The following is a 547-nucleotide window of genomic DNA, read 5'->3' as shown; positions in this document are numbered from 1 at the left end:
AAGCGCTAAAAGGTCACCGTGTGGTGGGTGGTATGCGCGCATCGATTTACAATGCAATGCCGCTAGAAGGTGTGCAAGCGTTGGTCGACTTCATGAAAGAGTTCGAGCAAAACTACGGATAGAACACAAATTGAATGAGTTAAAAGCGTCGCAATTGCGGCGCTTTTGTTTATGTGCGTAACCAATTGAATGGAAGATTCTAAAGAACGAATTGCAGGATAGAGGATATGAACAAGCTGAATGTGGAAGTACTTAAAAAACAATTCCCACTTGTAGAGCAACTGATCAACCTAGATGAAGTTTGCTGGTTTAATCCCAACGTGACCTCGCTTGAAGAAGGTTTGCCACACGTCGGATTGAACGCAGAAGATATTCATGTCGCGAGTGCAAGGCTCAAGCGCTTTGCTCCTTATCTTATGAAAGCTTTTCCTGAAACCAAAGCCGCTTCTGGTCTCATTGAGTCGCCTGTAGTGGACATTTCAAAGATGAAAGCGGCTTTGGAAACTCAGTACAACGTCCCAATATTCGGCCGCCTTATGCTCAAGCT

Annotated in this window: 2 pseudogenes; both read left to right on the top strand. The window is 44.8% G+C overall.

Features of this window, described 5'->3' with window-relative positions:
- Window positions 1–122, top strand: a pseudogene (locus R8O11_RS30530) (3-phosphoserine/phosphohydroxythreonine transaminase); the annotation flags it as partial.
- A 105-nt stretch (window positions 123–227) separates the two neighbouring features.
- Window positions 228–547, top strand: a pseudogene (locus tag R8O11_RS30525) (D-serine dehydratase); the annotation flags it as partial.

The sequence above is a fragment of the Vibrio sp. 1288 genome, assembly GCF_033344475.1.
The sequence above is the reverse complement of the archived record's forward strand: the minus strand, read 5'-3'. Positions and strand labels throughout refer to the sequence as shown.